This is a genomic window from Streptomyces tricolor (genome assembly GCF_002155905.1).
Classification (GTDB): Bacteria; Actinomycetota; Actinomycetes; order Streptomycetales; family Streptomycetaceae; genus Streptomyces; species Streptomyces tricolor.
Genome location: NZ_MUMF01000489.1, coordinates 1 through 224, shown reverse-complemented (window position 1 = coordinate 224; position 224 = coordinate 1). Strand labels below are relative to the sequence as shown.

Here is a 224-nt window from a genome sequence, read left to right as displayed (position 1 = left end):
GCAGCACGGCCCGGTCCTCGCCCACCGCTTCGACGGTCAGCCCGAGATCGAGCACCCAGGGGGCGAAACGGGTGGAGAGGATCTTGTCGGCTTCGGCGGTGGTCATCGTCATATGGGGGATTGTTCCCGCCCGCCCGCCGCGACACGCCCGGCATGGCCGATTCGCCACGCCGGTACGGCCGTCCGGAACCGGAATTGAACACGCCACGCGGCCGGTGCGTACG

The 224-nt window shown here is 70.1% G+C and carries 1 pseudogene; it reads right to left on the bottom strand.

What is annotated here, in order from left to right:
* Positions 1–112, bottom strand: a pseudogene (locus CCN44_RS46660) (thioesterase); the annotation flags it as partial.
* Between the last annotated feature and the right edge of the window lie 112 nt (positions 113–224).